This is a genomic window from Bartonella sp. bp_1 (genome assembly GCF_055808085.1).
Genome location: NZ_CM147851.1, coordinates 1,005,352 through 1,023,528 on the forward strand (window position 1 = coordinate 1,005,352; position 18,177 = coordinate 1,023,528).

Genomic DNA, 18,177 nt, shown 5'->3' on the forward strand with positions numbered 1-18,177 from the left:
TTTAATCTGAAAGACAGTTATGGTTAGTTACATCAATTACAAAGAGACACCAATCAAATATACAGGCCAAATTCGTATTTTTGACGAAGAAGCCTTTGCCGCTATGCGTGAAGTCTGCCGTATCGCAGCCGAATGTCTTGATGCACTCACCGCAATTGTAAAACCCGGCGTTACGACCCAAGCGATTGACGACTTTGTCTTTGCTTATGGTGCCGATCGCGGTGCCCTGCCTGCAGATCTCAATTATCGTGGCTATACACATTCTTGCTGCACATCGATCAACCATGTTGTCTGCCATGGAATCCCCGACCAAAAACCACTTCGTGAAGGTGATATCGTCAATGTCGATGTAACTTTTATTTTAAACGGATGGCATGGTGATTCCAGCCGCATGTATGCCGTAGGGCCGGTCAAACGTGCCGCTGAACGACTAATGGAAGTCACCCATGAAAGCCTGATGCGTGGTATCAAAGCAGTCAAACCGGGAGCTCGTACCGGTGCAATCGGTGCCGCTATCCAAAATTATGCAGAAAGTGAACGCTGCTCGGTTGTACGGGACTTTTGCGGCCATGGCATTGGTCAGCTTTTCCATGACACACCTAATATTCTCCATTATGGCAAACCCCACGAAGGCCCCGAAATCAAGGAAGGCATGATTTTCACAATCGAACCGATGATCAATCTCGGCAAGCCCGGCGTTAAAGTCCTTTCCGATGGCTGGACTGCTGTCACTCGCGACCGTTCATTGACCGCGCAATATGAGCATACGATAGGTGTCACCAAGGATGGTTGTGAAATATTCACACAATCACCCCAAGGCATCTTCTATCTGCCGCCGGCTTCCTGATAGGCAGACAATATGGTGAAAAAAGAAAGAACAGAACGTTTTGCCGAAATTGGCATACATTATTCAGATACTTCTTTTTCACCATCAAAGTCTAAGCATGACAGCATCAAACCGCATTACACCGGCCACAGAGAACGTTTGCGCCAGCGTTTCAAGGAAAGTCCACAATCCCTTGCTGACTATGAATTGTTGGAACTTTTTCTATTTCGTCCAATCGCGCGTAGCGATACAAAACCTTTAGCAAAAGCCTTGCTGAAAACCTTTGGTTCATTGACCGAAGTTCTAGCTGCCTCACCAGAACGCTTAAAAGAAGTCAACGGCTGTGGCGATGCCGTTATAACCGAATTAAAGCTAATATCCCACCTATTCCAGCGCGTTCAGCTTTCTCAGGTTGAAAAACGAAATATCTTTTCTTCATGGGATAAGGTCATCGCCTATTGCAAAACAACAATGGCATATGAAACGCGTGAACAATTCCGCATTCTATTTCTGGACAAAAAAAACGGCCTTATTGCCGATGAAATACAACAAAAGGGAACCGTAGACCATACACCGGTCTATGTGCGCGAGGTTGTCCGCCGTGCATTAGAGTTATCATCCTCAGCACTTATCTTGCTGCACAACCACCCATCGGGTGACACAACACCTTCGCACGAAGATATTGCCATGACAAAAAAACTTATAGAAGCCTGTGATTTAATGAATATTACAATCCATGACCATATCATCATTGGCCGTGACAGCTTCTCAAGCTTTAAAACCCTCAAATTATTCTAAAAGATAAAATATCAAAGGTCGATATCAAGAATTGCCATCGAAAAATTATAGGATAATTCTCCCTCATCCTCATCGCGATAGATAATACCAAGAAACTCATCCCCCAGATAAAGTTCGCATGAATCATCCTTGCGGGGGCGCGACTTAACCTGCAAGCCAGCGTTTTGGAAGGTCTTCTTGAAATAGGCATCAAGTTTTTTAATTTCGTCCGGATTCACAACTCTCTCCTGAAAGCATTGATTAAAAATGAAATAGGTCAGCTTACCTATTATGTAAAGGGAAGAAACTCATATCCCTTCGCCAATCCCCATGACCTGATCCATAACAAGGGCCGGTTCATCATGACCACTCTTGCCGACAATACGAGCTGGTACACCGGCAACAGTTGCATGGGAAGGAACAGGTTTCAACACAACCGAACAAGCCGCAATTTTAGCACATTCACCAACTTCAATATTACCAAGAACCTTAGCCCCTGCACCAATCAATACGCCTTGTCGTATCTTGGGATGGCGATCTTCACAGTCTTTACCGGTGCCACCAAGTGTCACATCCTGCAGCATAGAGACATTATCCTCGACCACCGCCGTTTCTCCAACAACAAGACCGGTCGCATGGTCAAGAAACACACCAACCCCGATACGAGCAGCAGGATGTATATCCGTTTGAAAAATAGACGATGACTGGCTCTGTAGATAATAAGCGGAATCCTTACGTCCCTGCAGCCATAGCTGATGTGCAAAACGATGGGTCTGGATTGCCTGAAAACCTTTCAGATAAAGTCCCGGCTCCATAAAGCGGTTTGTCGCAGGATCACGATCCACAACAGCCTGTATATCAGTTGCAATTGCTTCAGCCAGTCCGCCAATTTGATCAATCAATGAAAAAAACAAAGCTTTGAGCTCTTCAAATTCGATGGTTGATTGTGACAACCGGTCAGCCAACCGATAAGCAACCATTTCTTCCAACCGCCGATGGTTCAGCACAAAGCGCGTCATAAAAGGAGCTACAGCCGCATCAGCAATAGATGCTTGCTGCGCTTCCTGTTGCAATTGATGCCATACATACAGGGGATCTGCTACCTTTGTTGTGGTGTTTTCACAGCATGACATATGCATCATTTCCTAAATAAGCCAACATATAATAGCCCCCTCATGTCATAGGATGGCGTGAAAGAAAATCGACAACACCCTTTTTATAGACACGATCGCCAACAGCCAACATATGGTCCCGATCTGGAATAATCAATGCCTGCGCATCGGGCATCAAAGCTGCAAGAGCCTGGGGTTCCCCGCCGATTTCGTCCTTACTACCAACTGCAACAAGTGTGGGCTGAGAGATTGAATGCATCTGTCGGGCATCCAATTCTTCTTTCGACGTTATGACACAAGCAGCAAGCGCCAGTCGATCGCTGCCTGTATGATCGGCAAATTTGCGAAACATCAATCCCCGCGGATTCGTGATAGTCGTGATATCATCAGCCAACAAGGCCTCAGCTACCGGCTCCCAATTGCCAGCACCTGTCACCATGCCAATTCCCAAGCCGCCAAAGACAAGGCTATGTACCTTATGTGCATAGTGGATAGCCATGAATGCACTAATCCGCGCCCCCATTGAATACCCCATAATATGAGCTTTTTCGATATTAAGATAATCAAGCAAGGCCGCAGCATCACCAGCCATTTTCGTCGGTGTATAGTCGCTTTTATCGTGGCTCGTCTGCGAAAATCCATGCCCGCGATTATCAATCGCAATAACGCGATAGCCTGCCTCGGTCAGCGTCGTAAACCAGCTGGTACCATACCAGTTAACCCGCGAGGATGAAGCAAATCCGTGAATAAGCAATATGGGTTCCCCCTGTCCATCTTCACGATAGGCAAGCTTGAAGCCGTCATGCGTAAAATATTGAACATCTTCAGCAGTCATTTTAACGACACCATACATGCATGATCAACAACAGGGTGAGAAATGGAATCACCAACGGATATATTGTGCTTGGCAACTTCACCTGCATTCAATTCGACAACAAATTTTGCCGGTGCTGGCGACTTTATAATGTCATGAGAATAAGGCTGACTATTTTTAAAAATGCCGACAATCTTACCACATCGATCCGTAAAAAGCATATCAAGCGGAATCGGTGTATTAGCCATCCACATCATCACCATCTCTTCTGTTGCAAAATTGAAAAGCATAACGCGATCAGCAGGAAAATCCGTCCGATACATCAAGCCGCGTTCCAATTGCTCATCATTGCTTGCAATTTCGACATCATAATTCATCACCTTTTTGCCCGCTGAAATCACGAGCGGCTTGGAATCAACAGGCAATAACATTGGCCGTTCGGCATGCAATTCTTGACATAGCAACAATAGCGATAAAGATAGAGGTAAAATACGCAATATGAATTTTAAATGCCGTATCATTGCCTTAACCCCTAAAAAAAAGAATTGCGCATTTCATGAAGAAAAGCGCAATTCACAAATTGTCATATATGTAGCATAGACGTCAATGCGTCGAAAAAGGCACCGCAATATCAGGATGGATTTCAGCAGCCATCAACCCTTTATCGCCTTTGCCATATCGAACCAAAACAACTTGGCCAGGACGCAATTCTGCAAGACCATAACGGCGCAGAGTTTCCATATGGACAAAAATATCTTCTGTCCCCTCTCCGCGACTTAAAAAGCCAAATCCTTTGGTACGGTTGAACCATTTGACAATCGCCCGTTCAAGACCACTTTCAGGCACAACAACAACATGTGTACGTGCAGGCAGTTCTGCAGGATGAATTGCGGTTGAAAGATCAATTGAGACAACGCGGATACATTGCAGCCCACGCTCACCTTCTCGCACGGCACAAACAATACGAGCACCTTCAAGTGCCGTCTGGAAACCATCCCGGCGAAGCACGGTAACATGCAACAGAATATCAGGCAGCGTTGCGATATCGGGAACGATAAAGCCATAGCCTTTGCTGACATCAAACCATTTGATTGCACCGCTGATTTCAATAATCTCAGCACTATCGTCAGGGCTATCTTGTACCGCTAAGTGGTTCAATGACTGATCTTTACTGGCCATAGTGCTTTTTATTCCTACTAACAAAGGGCAAAATGATTCTCTTTTCACGAGTAGACATTGCGTAATATAACGGTGCAAGAGGAGAAAAAAGATTTCCCCAATAGTTACTTAATTCAATATTGCGCATATCTTCGGCATTCAAATAAGCATCTATGCTTGAATGAGACTGTCAAACGCACTAAATCAGCAAAATATTATCTTTCAATCTTGAGGCGAAGGAGCACACAATGCGTTATCTGCACACTATGGTACGCGTGCAAAATCTTGATGAAGCACTTGACTTTTATGTCAACAAGCTGGGTTTGAAAGAAGTCGCCCGCACAGAAAACGAAGCCGGACGTTACACGCTTGTTTTTCTTGCAGCAAAAGATGATCCGACCGATGGAACCTCGCGCAGTGCCCCAACATTGGAATTGACATATAATTGGGACACAGAAGCCTATACAGGCGGTCGTAATTTCGGCCACCTCGCTTATGAAGTCGACAACATTTATGATTATTGCCAAAACCTGATGGATCAGGGCATAACGATCAATCGGCCGCCACGTGACGGTAATATGGCCTTTATCCGTTCAAACGATGGCATTTCAATTGAGCTACTACAAAAGGGAAAACCATTGCCTGTTCAAGAACCATGGGCTTCCATGCAGAATACCGGCAACTGGTAATACTTACTTGCGTATAAATGGTAATACTTACTTGCGTATAAAAAAGGCACAACAGAATGCGAAATATTCTTTCTGTCCCCATCGTTCTTTGTCTCCTCATAAGCGGCGTCAATAGCGCTAACGCCAAATGGGTAAAGGTCGATGATCAGACAAGCTATTCTGTTGATTATGATGATTCTCTGGTCACATCGGATGCAACAATCCGCCTTATTCTGGCACGCATGAATTATCATGCCCAACAACAGGTTATCACTGGCGAATATTTAGGTACAATTGAAATGATTATCCGCCTTGATTGCAGCAAAAAGACATCACGCATTCTAAAATATACCTATTACAGTAAACCGGACAGCAAAGGCGATATCTTTCTAACCGATATAAGTACAAAACCGGAAAAACCGATCAAGATACCCAGTCCAATGAATCTGCTTTTAATGCGTGTCTGTATCCAATCATAGCGAACAGCCGCCTTTATATTCACTCTTAGCCTGTAGAAATGTGCATATTCATGTTGGTTATTTGCAAGGCACACTTGTATGCAATGAAACTTCTCGTTAATATTTTAGATATCGATTATTAAATACGGGGGATGAAAACCATGATATTCAAAAAAAACCTTGCTGTTGCCGTTGCAGCAACTGCAATGACAGTCAGCGCCTATGCAGCCGACCCGATCAAGATTGGTGTCTATCTGCCATTGACAGGCCAGAATGCTTTTGGCGGTCAGCTGGAGCTTGAAGGTGTCCAGCTTGCAAATAAAAAAATGTCTGAAGTTCTGGGCCGCAAAGTCGAACTGGTTATCGTTGATAACAAATCCGACAAGGTAGAAGCAGCAAATGCCGTTATGCGTCTGACTGCAAGCGACAAGGTCAGCGGTATTATTGGTACCTATGGTTCATCATTGGCTCTTGCCGGCGGCGAAGTTTCCGAACAGGCCAAAACACCGGCTATTGCAACATCTGCAACCAACCCATTGGTAACACAGGGTAAAAAGTACTATTTCCGTGCCTGTTTCATCGACCCTTATCAGGGCGCCGGTGCTGCTACCTATGCCATTCAAAATCTTGGCGCAAAAAAAGCAGCTATTCTTAAAGACGTTTCAAACGACTATGCAATTGGCCTTGCCAACTACTTTGACTCCTCGTTCAAAAAACAAGGGGGCGAAATTGTTGCCAATCTGAACTATAATTCAGGCGATCAGGACTTTTCTGCCGCTCTAACCCAAATCATCTCCGAAAAACCGGATGTTCTATTTATTCCTGCCTACTTTGCAGAAGGCGCGATTATTATGAAACAGGCCCGTGAATTGGGGGCAACATTCCGCATTATGGGTGGTGACGCCATGGATAACCCTGAAACCGTGACCATTGGCGGACAGGCTGCCGAAGGCTTCCTGCATACAACTTTCCCATATGATGAAAATATGCCCAACATGCCGCAAGCGGCAAAGGATTTCACCACAGAATGGCGTGCAGCATTCCCGAATAAAGAACCAAACGTAAATGCGGTTCTCGGCTATACGTCCTATATGATGTTCATGCAAGCTATCCAAGCTGCAGGTAGCGATGACCGCGAAAAGGTTACCGAAGAACTTGCAAAATTAAAAGATTTTCAGACACCATTCGGTCCAATGACTATGGACAAAAATCACAATCCAGAAATTCCGATTGGTGTAATTGAAATCAAGGATGGCAAGCGCATCTATATGGGCGAAGTCAAACCAGCCCTCTAATAAACCTTATCCATACGTCTCGGCCGGACATGCAAATCCGGCCGATTTTTATATGGAAGATTACCTCTTTATCAGTAGACTCGATGAATTCAGAGCGATAAAGAAGGATATCCTATAGATATCATAAGAACGATCTGTGACATTTCTTCAATTGGCATGGCAGATCAGAGAAAGGGTAAGCGATGAGCACAGAAATGTTCATCCAGCATTTTTTTAATGCACTGGCATTAGGGTCACTCTATGGCCTAATCGCCATTGGCTATACAATGGTTTACGGCATCTTGCGGCTGATAAATTTTGCCCACGGCGACATCTTTATGCTGGGGGCCTATTTTGTTTTCTTCTCAACCATCAGTTATATGCCCGCATGGGCGGCCGTCCTTTTGGTCTTATGTGCCCTCATCGTCTATTATTCAGTCTTTGTCGGCTATCGCAAAATGCCTAAAAGCTATTGGTTAGCCGTTTTTGCCATCTTTATCGCTGCCTTTATTTATTATGGCTTTATTGCGCCACAGGACTTTACTCCTATTTGGATATTAGCTGTCTGCTTTGCCGTCTTTGTCACAAGTGCAGCCGGTATCACTGTTGATCGTATTGCTTATAAACCCTTGCGCAATGCACCACGTATTTCTGCCCTTATCAGTGCGATCGGCATGTCTTTTTTCATTGAAAATCTGGCGACGGTTCTTTTCACCGGTGTGCCCAAAAGCGTTAAACAGCCTGATCTTCTTGTTACGCCAATTAAATGGCAATTTGGCGATGGTGCTGAGGGTATTATACGTATCGTACCCATGGCACTTATTGTGCCAGTTATCTCATTCATTCTTGTTATTGTGCTATTATTCATCATTAACAAAACCAAACCCGGCCTTGCGATGCGCGCTATTTCACGCGATATAGAGACAACCCGTTTGATGGGGGTTTCGGTTGACAAAATTATCGCTTTTACTTTTTGTGTAGGATCCGGTCTTGCAGCTATTGCAGGCATTATGTGGGCATTGCGCTATCCGCAAGTGCAGCCACTTATGGGCGTTATTCCAGGCCTTAAAGCCTTTATCGCAGCGGTTATTGGTGGTATTGGTTCCATCCAAGGCGCTATGCTCGGCGGTATGCTGTTAGGCTTTATCGAAATTATGATCATCGCTTTCTTCCCATCTCTTTCCGGTTATCGCGATGCCTTTGCATTTATTTTTCTCATCATTATCCTTCTTATCATGCCGACCGGTCTCATGGGTAAGAAGTCCGAGGAGAAAATCTAATGTCAAAATCTTTGCAGAACATTCTCTCGATTTTCGGTATTCTTTTTATAGTTGCCTTCCTATTTTATGCCGAAGCGAATTTTGATACCTATACAGTACGGATCATGAACCTGATTGCGATCAATGCCATTTTGGCCATATCGCTTAATCTGATCTACGGTTTTACCGGTATGTTCTCATTAGGACACGCGGGATTTATGGCAATCGGTGCCTATGTTTGTGCCATTTTGTTACTCCCTCCCGAACAAAAGCAGATGATGTGGATATTGGAGCCTATCTATGCACCGCTACAAAACCTGCAAGTACCATTCTTTTTTGCCGTAATTATCGGTGGTATATGCGCCGCAATTCTTGGCCTTATTATCGCCATTCCCGTATTACGTCTGGGTGGGGATTATCTTGGCATCGCAACGCTTGGATTTGCAGAAATTATTCGCGTGGTAATCACCAATGCAACGCCTATTACCAATGGTTCGCTCGGTATTAAAGGTATCCCCCAATCTGCCACACTATGGTGGAATTACGGGTGGCTTGCTTTTACCATTCTTTTTGTCGTGCTTTTATTGCGCTCCAATACTGGTAATGCACTTTGCGCCATCCGTGATGATGAAATTGCTTCACGCACCATGGGCATCAATACTTTTTTTTATCGCTGCCTTTCCTTTACAATAGGTGCCTTCTTTGCCGGTGTAGGCGGCGCATTAATGGCAGCCCTGATCTCGACTATTGATCCAAAAATGTTCAACTTCCTGCTAACATTCAATATATTGATGATCGTGGTAGCCGGTGGTTTGGGTTCGGTTACCGGCAGTATTATCGGCAGTATTATTATAACCGTTATGTTGGAATGGCTGCGTATTGTTGAAAATCCACTTGACCTCGGCTTTGTTCAGATCCCCGCCATACCGGGACTTCGTATGGTGATATTCTCTGCATTATTGATGGCTATTATCCTTTTTCGTCGTAGCGGCCTGCTTGGTCAACGTGAATTCTCGTGGAACGGTATTTATCGTTTTTTCTTCCGCTCTAAAACCAGCCAGAAGGAGACCTTATCATGAATGATGCTCTCCTGAAACTGGATAAAGTCACTATGCAATTTGGTGGCCTCACAGCAGTTGACGGCTTTGATGCCAACATCAAACGCGGCAGTATTACCGGCCTGATCGGCCCCAATGGTGCAGGAAAAACAACTGTATTCAACATGATTTCCGGTTTTTATACACCAACAAGCGGAACAATCACCTTAGATGGACAAGCCATCTCAGGTCTACCGCCCCATAAGGTCTGTAAGCGCCATATTGCCCGTACATTCCAGAACATCCGTCTTTTTACCGGATTAAATGTTCTACAAAATGTAATGGTTGGTAATTTTATCCGCCAAAAAAGTTTCTGGTTTTCAGCCGCTCTACTGCTACCTAGCGCACTGAAAGAAGAACGCCATATCCGTGATAAAGCCATGGCCCTGCTTGAACGAGTTAATCTTGCCCATCTTGCTGATCATCCTGCATCATCCCTTCCCTATGGAGCGCAACGTCGGCTGGAAATTGCCCGCGCACTGGCCACACAACCCAAACTTTTACTGCTTGATGAGCCCGCTGCCGGCATGAACCCGCAGGAAAGTGAGGAACTTCGCCACTTTATTGCAAAAATCCGTGATGATTTCGACCTTACAATCTTGCTGATTGAACACGATATGCGTGTCGTTATGGGCCTTTGCGAACATATCTACGTACTTGAATATGGTCGATATATTGCTGATGGCGATCCACAATCCATACGCGATAATCCTAAAGTGATAGAAGCCTATCTTGGTGGAGAATACCCATGAGCTTGCTTGAGATTGATAACCTTCACGTGCACTACGGTGCAATTGAAGCAGTGCAAGGCCTTAGTATGAAGATTGAGGAAGGCAGCATTGTAACACTGATCGGAGCCAATGGCGCAGGCAAAAGCAGTACAGTGCGCTCGATCGCTGGCCTTAACAACAATATTTCGGGTAAAATCACCTATCGCGGTCAACAGATTTCAGGCAAATCACCTGACGAGATATTGCGTCTGGGCATTGCACTAAGCCCTGAAGGCCGTAAAATCATGCCCCATTTTACCGTCTTAGAAAATCTGCATCTCGGTGCCTATATCCGCAATGACAAAGCCGGCATTGCGCGCGACATCGAGTGGGTCTTCGATCTTTTTCCACGTCTACGTGAACGTTCCAAACAGCTTGGCGGCACCATGTCGGGCGGAGAACAACAGATGCTCGCTGTTGGTCGTGCACTGATGAGCAATCCTGACGTCGTTATGCTGGACGAACCCTCCTTAGGACTGGCCCCTATTCTGGTTAAGGAAATTTTCTCCATCATCCGTAAGATTAATGAAATAGGGAAAACCGTTCTTTTAATTGAACAAAATGCAGCCGCAGCGTTATCTGTTGCCAATTATGCCTATACTCTTGAAGTCGGAAAGATCACTCTAGAGGGCGAAGGCAAAGAAATGCTGCAAAATTCACGGGTCAAGGAAGCCTATCTTGGCGGCTGACACACCATTTGGAAACCAGTAGCTATCTGATAGAGGTAAAAAAGCGGGCAAAGCCCGCTTTTTTACCACCATTTATGGGGAGTAAACTTACCTGCTGCCTGCTCGATAATATAAGCAGTCTTAAACAGAACCTCTTCATCAAAAGGTCTACCAATCAATTGAAGACCTAGCGGCAAACCATCTGCTGAAAGACCTGCCGGAATAGATATGCCGGGTAAGCCAGCCATATTGACCGTAACGGTGAAAATATCATTGAGATACATGGCAACCGGATCATTTTTAAGCTTTTCATCGCCAATACCGAAAGCCGCTGTCGGTGTTGACGGGGTTAGGATTGTATCAACCCCATTGGCAAAAGCTAAATCGAAGTCCTGTTTAATCAGGGTCCGAACTTTTTGTGCACGCAAATAATAAGCATCATAATAACCGGCTGAAAGCACATAAGTACCAATCATAATACGACGTTTGACTTCGTCGCCAAAACCTGCCGAGCGTGTATTTTCATACATTTCAATAATATCTTTGCCCGGCACACGCAAACCGAAGCGCACGCCATCATAACGAGCAAGATTGGAAGAAGCCTCTGCTGGCGCCACAATATAATAGGCAGGCAAGGCATATTTTGTATGAGGTAGCGAGATATCAACGATTTCTGCCCCCGCGTCTTTCAACATCTGAATGCCTTTTTGCCAAAGAGCAACAATCTCATCTGACATACCGTCAAGACGATATTCCTTAGGAATACCAATTTTCATGCCTTTAACCGACTGGCCTATCGCGGCCTGATAATCAGGAATTGGCATATCGATAGATGTAGAATCCTTCACATCAAAAGAAGCCATAGATTGCAGCATGATTGCACAATCGCGTACATCACGGCTAATAGGACCAGCCTGATCCAGAGACGAAGCATAAGCAATCGTACCCCACCGTGAGCAACGTCCATAGGTCGGCTTGATTCCGACTGTACCTGTAAAGGCTGCCGGCTGACGAATCGAACCACCAGTATCCGTTGCCGTCGCACCGGCACAAAGACGGGCAGCAACGGCAGCCGCCGAGCCACCGGATGAACCGCCCGGAACCCGATCAATCTGATCTTTTGTCGAGCGCCACGGATTTTTGACCGCACCATAATAGGATGTCTCGTTTGATGACCCCATAGCAAACTCATCCATGTTAAGCTTGCCCAACATCACGGCACCATCGGCCCACAGATTGGCTGTCACTGTCGATTCATACTTTGGTTTGAAACCATCAAGAATATGCGAGCAGGCCTGTGTATGAACATCTTGCGTAGCAAAGAGATCTTTAACCCCAAGCGGAATACCTTCCAAGATACCGACTTGACCACTTTCCCGTCGCTTATCACTGGCTTTCGCCATAGCGATAGCCTGATCTTCTGTTACACTGACATAGGCATTAATTGTCTTATTGCTATCATCAATGGCCTTGAGATAGGCCAGTGTCAGTTCCTGCGAAGTAAACGCCTTCTTATCAAGCCCATTCAAGGCTTCGGCAATGGTCAGGGACGTTAGATCACTCATATCAAATCTCACAAATGTTTATTCAGCCAACACAGCGGGCATAAATTTTTTGGCTATTATTCGACAACCTTGGGCACAAGGAAGAAATTTTCTTCACTCATCGGTGCATTGGCAACGATATCATCAGCCTTATCGCCATCATTCACCACATCTTCACGCATACGCAGCGCCATAGGCATAACCGAAGTCAACGGTTCGACACCGTCAATATCGACTTCATTCAGCTGTTCGACGAAACCGAGTATGTCGTTCAGCTCTCCCGTCATACGGGCCACCTCGTCATTATGAATGGCAACACGGGCAAGATGCGCCACACGCTTTACGGTTTTTTCGTCTACGGACATTAAAGTTTCCTTATCGACAACAATAATATTCAGATATTAAAGGGCTATACAAGCCCGCTTTGCCAAGCGCAACCCTACAACCGGACTTCTAGACGGGCAAAATCTAAAAAATCAGAGTTTCACCAATTTTAGGTACTACAACTTTTGTTTTCGCTCCCTTCATAGCTTCAACAAATTTATCGGCATTCGGCTCTATCATCGGAAACGTACCAAAATGACATGGAATAGCAGTCTTGAAATTCATGAAACGCTGACAAGCCAATGCTGCCATAGCACCACCCATGGTAAAACGGTCACCAACCGGCACAATACCGATATCGGGTTGGTGCAATTCATCAATCAATGCCATATCCGAAAATATATCGGTATCCCCCATATGGTAAAGTGTCGGGGCATTATCAAAATGAAAAACCAGCCCGTTAGGATTACCAAGTGCCTGAGAAACTCCATTTTCATCAAGCATAGCGGAAGAATGCAATGCATTGGTAAAAGTAATTGAAAAACCTTTATGATGCTGGGTGCCACCGGTATTACCGGGACTTAACTGTTTAACACCTTGTGCAGCCAGCCAGCTGGCAAGGTCAGCATTAGCAACAACAAGCGCATTTTTTTCATGTGCAATTTTAACGGTATCGCCTACATGATCAGCATGTCCATGGGTCAATGCAATATGGGTGACACCATCAATAGCCTTGGCAAAATCAAGATCTTTGGCAATCTGATTACCGGTCAAAAAAGGATCAATCAATATAACGGAATCATCCACTTCGACACGAAAGGCCGCATGGCCAAGCCAAGTAATCTTCATTTTATGTATTCCTTCCTTTTCATTACACAATAAAATAGTATTGAGCTAATAAGTGAAAAACAACATATATAGGCATCAAAAAAGTATGAGCGTCATCGATATAGAGCAATTAGCACAAATGACACTCGTCAAACAGACAATTATCGGCCTTGATCTTGGCACAAAAACAATCGGTATTGCCGTATCCGATCTTGGCCACAGCTTTGCCAATCCACGACCAGTTCTCAAACGTAAAAAGTTTTCAATTGACGCGATAACGCTCATGGCAACGCTAAAAGAAGAAAATGCAGGTGCAATTATTATCGGACTACCTATCAACATGGATGGCTCCAACGGACCACGTGTTCAAGCAACGCGCGCTTTTGTCCGCAATATGGAGGTGATGACGGACATTCCCTTTATCTTCTGGGACGAAAGACTTTCAACCGTTGCTGCCGAACGCCAGCTAGTATCCATGGATGTATCACGCGCAAAAAGATCACAACGCATTGATTCCGCCGCGGCAGCCTTCATACTTCAAGGCGCTCTCGACAGCCTGCATAATATGCATCAAAAAAACAACAGCCCAATTCAAACTTCAGGATAAAGCACTTCAAGAATATGACGACTATTATGGCGTGCACTCAACATGCCATAAGACGAGCGCCACTGTCCGCCCAAACGGCTTTCAACAAAAGCCTGAGCCACAACATCTGTATCATATTCATTAAGTGCTGCGGCTGCCGCCGCATAAGCAAGCTGCTCACATAGCAATCGTCCCGATCCCGCATCGCTTGTTGATATTTGTGCAGCTGCTTGTAAGACTTCAACTGTGCGCTGTCCACCAGCCCCTATTTTTTCACCAAAACTTGCAAGCAATTCCTGAAAAAGACTAGGAGCACGTATCGACGATGTCAGCACATCAGCAACAAGATGATTACCGTCCATTTCATTCAACATCCTTGCCGGTGAATCAACCAATGAACGGGCCAACAAACTGCCATCAGTATAAGCGCCAGCACCCGCCTGTATCACAAGCTCATTGACAACCGGTCCGACAAGGCCATTGACCCAGAAGGCAATGACCGGCGTCATAATACGGGCAAAAGCCGCCTGCGCACGATCTGTTGCCGCCATATCAAATGCATGGGCCAATCGCATAACAAGACATTCAGCAGCAGCAACATCCAAAGCAATATCAGCCAGAACCCGTGCTGATAACAATTCATTCTCGTCTCCCGCATAGAGCCTACGCCAATCCAGTGCCTCACGCACACAGGCACGCATAATACCGGCAGACATCACTACTTGGTCAAAGCGCAACATTGTTTCAATGTCGCTTATCGTCTTTTCACCCTGCCCGGCCTGTCCGATCAGCCAACCGATGGCCCCATCAAAGTCAATCTTGCACAAGGCCCGCGAACGGATACCATATTGCGAATCCATATCAACAATTGAAAAATGGTTGGTAGCTCCATCAATAAAACGCGGTATGAAAAAACATGACAGCTGTCCACCAAGAAAAGCGGTTACAAAAAAACCGTCAGCCTGCGGATTACCAACCCGCACCTTACGCCCTTTTAACCGGTAGCGGTTGCGACCTTCCTGTTCATTAAACGACTGTAAGTCTGCATGAGATTGGTATTGTGCATTTTGTCCTTCATAAAAAGCAAAAGAAAAAGAGGTCCCTCTTTTTAGATCGATAGGTCGTGAGCTTGTATCATGCTGACGACTCAACAAGCTTGGTTGCCATTGTCGATACAATTCCGCTTCTACCGTTAACGCCGCGATACCGGCACTGGTTGCCGATATGTCCATGAGATGGCCCGTTTCTAAGCCCGCCATTAAAAATAACCGAATTGCACGGGCCTGATAACGCACACCGCTTTCATCAGGCTTCTTTTCCCACAATGAACTCGTCAGACCAATCTGTTTTGAGCGACGTATCAAGGCATGATAGGCAGGATGATATTCAACATAATCACGCGCACATCCCCAACGATCACGGTCACACAGAACCGGCCTATAAAAATTGGCAAGTCTTGCAAGATCATTGGCCTCGGATGTAGCTACATAGCTCCCCAGTTCCTCAAATCCCGCTAAAAGCTGTGGCGGCATTTTTGCCACAATCGAAAACAACAATGGATCACTTGAAAAGCTATTTCGGCTTTCTATGGTCTTGATATCCTGTGTTTTCACACCATCACCTTCCCCAGACAAAGAATCATTTGTCTTTAATCTAGTGCCATTTTATTTTTTTACGGTTAAAAACAAATATCGTCCCCACAAACGTGCTTGTCGTCTCTTATAGATCGCTTTATAAGCTTCATTTGACATGAAAAAAGAAACCGACTTCCCGATCTTTCCACACAGGCACCTTCTTGGCATCAAGGGGCTCAGTCGTGATGATATTAATCTATTGCTCGACCGAGCCGACAGCAATGTCGATATTTCGCGCCAGATTGACAAGAAAAAATCCAGTTTACGCGGACAAACACAGATCAATCTGTTTTTCGAAGCCTCGACACGCACTCAATCTTCCTTTGAACTTGCAGGAAAACGTCTAGGTGCCGATGTCATGAATATGTCGGTCAGTAACTCCTCGGTCAAAAAAGGGGAAACGCTGATTGACACAGCCATGACCCTCAATGCGATGAACCCCGACATTCTTGTCATTCGCCATTCCAGCGCCGGTGCAGCTGCACTATTGGCGCAAAAGGTCGGATGCGCGGTTGTTAATGCCGGTGACGGTGCGCATGAGCACCCCACACAGGCATTGCTTGATGCACTGACGATCCGGCGAGCAAAAGGAATAGTTGAAGGGCTGACCATTGCAATTTGCGGTGACGTTCTTCATTCACGCGTTGCGCGTTCCAATATAATTTCGCTTAACGCATTAGGAGCCCGCGTACGCATCATAGCCCCCTCAACACTGCTTCCTGCCGGAATTCATGACATGAGTGTCGAGGTATTCACCAATATGGATGAAGGCCTGCGCGATGTCGATGTTATCATGATGCTGCGCTTACAACGCGAACGTATGGCGGGAGCCTTTGTGCCTTCAGTGCGTGAATATTTCCACTTTTTCGGCCTAAGCCGCCAGCGTCTTGAAAAAGCAAAGGCCGATTGCATTGTCATGCATCCCGGCCCGATGAATCGCGGCGTTGAAATTGCATCCGATGTGGCCGATGGCACACAAAGCGTCATCCAGACACAGGTTGAAATGGGCGTGGCTGTACGTATGGCCGTCATGGAAGCGCTGCTTGATCCACGGCACAATCCGGCAGGAGACAGCTGATGAAACCACTTCATCTTAAAAATGCCCACATTGTCGACCCTTCGCAAAATATTGATACAATGGGCAGCCTGATTGTCGAAAACGGTAAAATCCAAGCTATTGGGAAAGAGGCCCATAATCAGGGCACACCGGAAGGTGCGGATGTTATTGACTGTCATGGCCATACCATCATGCCAGGTCTCGTTGATGCCCGTGTCTTTATCGGCGAACCAGGAGGCGAGCATCGTGAGACCATCGCTTCTGCCAGCCGTGCTGCTGCAGCCGGCGGCGTAACATCGCTAATCATGATGCCGGACACCAGTCCGGTTATAGACGGTGTCGCCCTCGTTGAATTTATCGAACGCACCGCCCGTGAAACAGCATCGATCAACATCCACCCTGCAGCCTCCATCACCCGTGGCATGGAAGGGCGGGAAATGACCGAATTCGGCCTCTTGCGCAATGCCGGTGCTGTCGCCTTTACGGAAGGGCGCAAGACCATTACCAATAGTGCCATTATGCGCCGCGCCATGACATATGCACGTGATTTCAATGTACCTATTATTCATGAAACACAAGATAAAGACCTCACGGGTCAGGGTGTCATAAATGAAGGACTTCTAGCCAGTTGGCTTGGGCTTTCCGGCATAGCTCGCGAAGCAGAAGTCATCCCGCTAGAAAGGGACATCCGTCTAGCCGCGCTGACCAAAGCACGTTACCATGCAGCCCAAATTTCCTGTGCCATGTCTGCAGATGTTATGCGCCGAGCCAAGCAAACGCTTGATAATGTTTCGACCGGAGTTTCCATCAACCATCTTTGCCTTAATGAAAATGATATTGGCGAATATCGTACATTTTTCCGCCTTTCTCCTCCTCTACGCACAGAAGAAGACCGTCTGTCCATGATCGAGGCCCTGCGTGACGGCACAATTGATATTATTGTTTCCTCACATGACCCACAAGATGTCGACACAAAGCGTCTTCCCTTCGATGAAGCCGCAAGTGGAGCAGTCGGGTTGGAAACTCTGCTAAGTGCGGCCTTGCGTCTCGTGCATAACGATGATCTTTCCCTGTCCCGTATTATTGAGTTGCTCTCTACAACACCGGCAAAACTGTTCGGTCTTGATGCTGGCAGTTTACGGGTTGGCAAAAATGCCGATTTTATTCTGGTCGATATCAACGAGCCATGGGTTCTATCGCTTGATATGCTACACTCCCAATCCAAAAACAGCTGTTATGAGAATGCTCGCTTTCAAGGCCGCGTCCTACAAACATGGGTAAAGGGCGCAAGCGTCTTTACCGCAGCACAACTCTAAGGATTAA

General features: G+C 45.9%; 21 protein-coding genes. 12 read left to right on the top strand and 9 right to left on the bottom strand.

Annotated elements, in window-relative coordinates:
- The first annotated feature begins 19 nt into the window (after nucleotides 1-19).
- Together map and radC are read left to right on the top strand one after the other, a co-directional pair.
- The gene (map, locus tag ACYZ97_RS04950) at nucleotides 20-847 is read left to right on the top strand and encodes a type I methionyl aminopeptidase (RefSeq protein ID WP_473300362.1); all 828 of its coding nucleotides are present in this window, start codon (nucleotides 20-22) and stop codon (nucleotides 845-847) included.
- Nucleotides 848-859: 12 nt separating this feature from the next.
- Nucleotides 860-1,624 (top strand): RadC family protein, encoded by a 765-nt coding sequence (gene radC / locus ACYZ97_RS04955; RefSeq protein WP_473300363.1) that lies wholly within the window; start codon nucleotides 860-862, stop codon nucleotides 1,622-1,624.
- An 11-nt stretch (nucleotides 1,625-1,635) separates the two neighbouring features.
- Here radC and ACYZ97_RS04960 read toward each other — a convergent pair whose 3' ends face one another.
- The 5 genes from ACYZ97_RS04960 to ACYZ97_RS04980 form a co-directional block, all read right to left on the bottom strand.
- Complete coding sequence (locus ACYZ97_RS04960) at nucleotides 1,636-1,842, bottom strand: DUF3126 family protein (protein ID WP_473300364.1); 207 nt, start codon at nucleotides 1,840-1,842, stop codon at nucleotides 1,636-1,638.
- A gap of 69 nt (nucleotides 1,843-1,911) precedes the next feature.
- The gene (gene cysE, locus ACYZ97_RS04965; RefSeq protein ID WP_473300365.1) at nucleotides 1,912-2,745 is read right to left on the bottom strand and encodes a serine O-acetyltransferase; all 834 of its coding nucleotides are present in this window, start codon (nucleotides 2,743-2,745) and stop codon (nucleotides 1,912-1,914) included.
- A gap of 31 nt (nucleotides 2,746-2,776) precedes the next feature.
- Complete coding sequence (locus ACYZ97_RS04970) at nucleotides 2,777-3,550, bottom strand: alpha/beta fold hydrolase (RefSeq protein WP_473300366.1); 774 nt, start codon at nucleotides 3,548-3,550, stop codon at nucleotides 2,777-2,779.
- Nucleotides 3,547-4,050: a DUF192 domain-containing protein gene (locus ACYZ97_RS04975; RefSeq protein WP_473300367.1), complete on the bottom strand. Its 504-nt coding sequence runs from the start codon at nucleotides 4,048-4,050 to the stop codon at nucleotides 3,547-3,549. Before ACYZ97_RS04975 ends, ACYZ97_RS04970 begins: the two co-directional genes overlap by 4 nt.
- A gap of 82 nt (nucleotides 4,051-4,132) precedes the next feature.
- Entirely contained in the window at nucleotides 4,133-4,708 is a 576-nt protein-coding gene (locus tag ACYZ97_RS04980) for a cold-shock protein (protein WP_473300368.1), read from the bottom strand.
- Between the two features lie 227 nt (nucleotides 4,709-4,935).
- Between ACYZ97_RS04980 and ACYZ97_RS04985 the strand changes: the two genes are divergently transcribed.
- The 7 genes from ACYZ97_RS04985 to ACYZ97_RS05015 all read left to right on the top strand — a co-directional run bounded on the left by ACYZ97_RS04985 (nucleotide 4,936) and on the right by ACYZ97_RS05015 (nucleotide 10,902).
- Complete coding sequence (locus ACYZ97_RS04985) at nucleotides 4,936-5,376, top strand: VOC family protein (protein ID WP_473300369.1); 441 nt, start codon at nucleotides 4,936-4,938, stop codon at nucleotides 5,374-5,376.
- Nucleotides 5,377-5,432: 56 nt separating this feature from the next.
- The gene (locus ACYZ97_RS04990) at nucleotides 5,433-5,834 is read left to right on the top strand and encodes a surface-adhesin E family protein (protein WP_473300370.1); all 402 of its coding nucleotides are present in this window, start codon (nucleotides 5,433-5,435) and stop codon (nucleotides 5,832-5,834) included.
- A 140-nt stretch (nucleotides 5,835-5,974) separates the two neighbouring features.
- A complete protein-coding gene (locus tag ACYZ97_RS04995; RefSeq protein WP_473300371.1) occupies nucleotides 5,975-7,108 on the top strand; it encodes an ABC transporter substrate-binding protein in 1,134 nt (377 codons plus the stop codon).
- A gap of 182 nt (nucleotides 7,109-7,290) precedes the next feature.
- Entirely contained in the window at nucleotides 7,291-8,367 is a 1,077-nt protein-coding gene (locus tag ACYZ97_RS05000) for a branched-chain amino acid ABC transporter permease (RefSeq protein WP_473300372.1), read from the top strand.
- Nucleotides 8,367-9,425: a branched-chain amino acid ABC transporter permease gene (locus tag ACYZ97_RS05005; RefSeq protein WP_473300373.1), complete on the top strand. Its 1,059-nt coding sequence runs from the start codon at nucleotides 8,367-8,369 to the stop codon at nucleotides 9,423-9,425. Before ACYZ97_RS05000 ends, ACYZ97_RS05005 begins: the two co-directional genes overlap by 1 nt.
- Entirely contained in the window at nucleotides 9,422-10,195 is a 774-nt protein-coding gene (locus ACYZ97_RS05010) for an ABC transporter ATP-binding protein (protein ID WP_473300374.1), read from the top strand. Before ACYZ97_RS05005 ends, ACYZ97_RS05010 begins: the two co-directional genes overlap by 4 nt.
- A complete protein-coding gene (locus ACYZ97_RS05015; RefSeq protein ID WP_473300375.1) occupies nucleotides 10,192-10,902 on the top strand; it encodes an ABC transporter ATP-binding protein in 711 nt (236 codons plus the stop codon). Before ACYZ97_RS05010 ends, ACYZ97_RS05015 begins: the two co-directional genes overlap by 4 nt.
- Before the next feature lie 62 nt (nucleotides 10,903-10,964).
- On the opposite strand, the gene gatA is transcribed toward ACYZ97_RS05015, so the two are convergent.
- The 3 genes from gatA to ACYZ97_RS05030 form a co-directional block, all read right to left on the bottom strand.
- Complete coding sequence (gene gatA, locus ACYZ97_RS05020; RefSeq protein WP_473300376.1) at nucleotides 10,965-12,446, bottom strand: Asp-tRNA(Asn)/Glu-tRNA(Gln) amidotransferase subunit GatA; 1,482 nt, start codon at nucleotides 12,444-12,446, stop codon at nucleotides 10,965-10,967.
- A 56-nt stretch (nucleotides 12,447-12,502) separates the two neighbouring features.
- Nucleotides 12,503-12,790, bottom strand: a complete 288-nt coding sequence (gene gatC, locus ACYZ97_RS05025; protein ID WP_473300377.1) for an Asp-tRNA(Asn)/Glu-tRNA(Gln) amidotransferase subunit GatC — start codon at nucleotides 12,788-12,790, stop codon at nucleotides 12,503-12,505.
- A 103-nt stretch (nucleotides 12,791-12,893) separates the two neighbouring features.
- Entirely contained in the window at nucleotides 12,894-13,598 is a 705-nt protein-coding gene (locus ACYZ97_RS05030; protein WP_473300378.1) for a metal-dependent hydrolase, read from the bottom strand.
- Nucleotides 13,599-13,683: 85 nt separating this feature from the next.
- Here ACYZ97_RS05030 and ruvX point away from each other — a divergent pair, with 85 nt between their 5' ends.
- A complete protein-coding gene (gene ruvX, locus ACYZ97_RS05035; RefSeq protein ID WP_473300379.1) occupies nucleotides 13,684-14,184 on the top strand; it encodes a Holliday junction resolvase RuvX in 501 nt (166 codons plus the stop codon).
- On the opposite strand, the gene ACYZ97_RS05040 is transcribed toward ruvX, so the two are convergent.
- The gene (locus tag ACYZ97_RS05040; RefSeq protein WP_473300380.1) at nucleotides 14,169-15,776 is read right to left on the bottom strand and encodes an acyl-CoA dehydrogenase family protein; all 1,608 of its coding nucleotides are present in this window, start codon (nucleotides 15,774-15,776) and stop codon (nucleotides 14,169-14,171) included. The two genes, ruvX and ACYZ97_RS05040, sit on opposite strands and share 16 nt — an antisense overlap.
- Before the next feature lie 136 nt (nucleotides 15,777-15,912).
- On the opposite strand from ACYZ97_RS05040, the gene ACYZ97_RS05045 reads away from it, so the two are divergent.
- Together ACYZ97_RS05045 and ACYZ97_RS05050 are read left to right on the top strand one after the other, a co-directional pair.
- Nucleotides 15,913-16,875, top strand: a complete 963-nt coding sequence (locus tag ACYZ97_RS05045) for an aspartate carbamoyltransferase catalytic subunit (RefSeq protein ID WP_473300381.1) — start codon at nucleotides 15,913-15,915, stop codon at nucleotides 16,873-16,875.
- Nucleotides 16,875-18,170 (top strand): dihydroorotase, encoded by a 1,296-nt coding sequence (locus ACYZ97_RS05050; protein ID WP_473300382.1) that lies wholly within the window; start codon nucleotides 16,875-16,877, stop codon nucleotides 18,168-18,170. The genes ACYZ97_RS05045 and ACYZ97_RS05050 overlap by 1 nt, the downstream gene beginning before the upstream one ends.
- The last annotated feature ends 7 nt before the right edge of the window (nucleotides 18,171-18,177 follow it).